The sequence below is a fragment of the Pseudomonas sp. HMSC063H08 genome (assembly GCF_001813645.1).
GTDB lineage: Bacteria > Pseudomonadota > Gammaproteobacteria > Pseudomonadales > Pseudomonadaceae > Pseudomonas > Pseudomonas aeruginosa.
The window spans coordinates 1-611 of the sequence record NZ_KV813413.1; the positions used below are offsets into that span (position 1 = coordinate 1).

Below are 611 nucleotides of genomic sequence, written 5' to 3' on the forward strand. Positions count from 1 at the left end.
TTCGCGGCGCTGCAGGAGCGCATCTGGACTGTTGCGGTATCGACGGATGGACCGCCGGTAGTGGACGCTCGCATCGTCTGGCAACTGCAGGACGAGCAGCCGTTGATCCTGGTCATTACCGGAAACCGAATCACCGCTTGGCCCTTCGCGCCGGACTGGGCTGACGGTGTCCAAGAGTCGCTGGAGTGGTTGACCGAGCTGCTGACAAGCACGTCGGGAGTCGAGCAACGGCGATCGCTGCGCCTGTCACCCCGGCGTTCATTCGAAGCCGAGTTCTACGCGGAGGGGCGCGAGCGAGTGCTCCTCGACCTCAGCCTTGCAGGCTGGGGTGGGCGAATCTGGGCGCTGCCGGTGTGGCCGGACATCCAGTTGCTGGCAAGCGTCACCGCTGCCGGCGCGCTGACGGTCGAGTGCGATACGCGCTGGCGGGACTTCCGTGCCGGCGGCCTTGCGCTGCTGCGCGGTGAGTCAGCATTCGAGTACGAGGTCGTGGAGATCCAGGCTCTGGCGGCGTCGGCCATTCAGCTTGCGCGCCCGGTTCAGCGGCGCTGGCCGGCCGGCTCCCGCTTGTACCCCATTCGCACCGCACAGCTGACGGAGCAACCGGCGCT

At 67.3% G+C, this 611-nt stretch carries 1 pseudogene; it reads left to right on the forward strand.

Features of this window, described 5'->3' with window-relative positions:
• Positions 1–611, forward strand: a pseudogene (locus HMPREF2924_RS36380) (hypothetical protein); the annotation flags it as partial.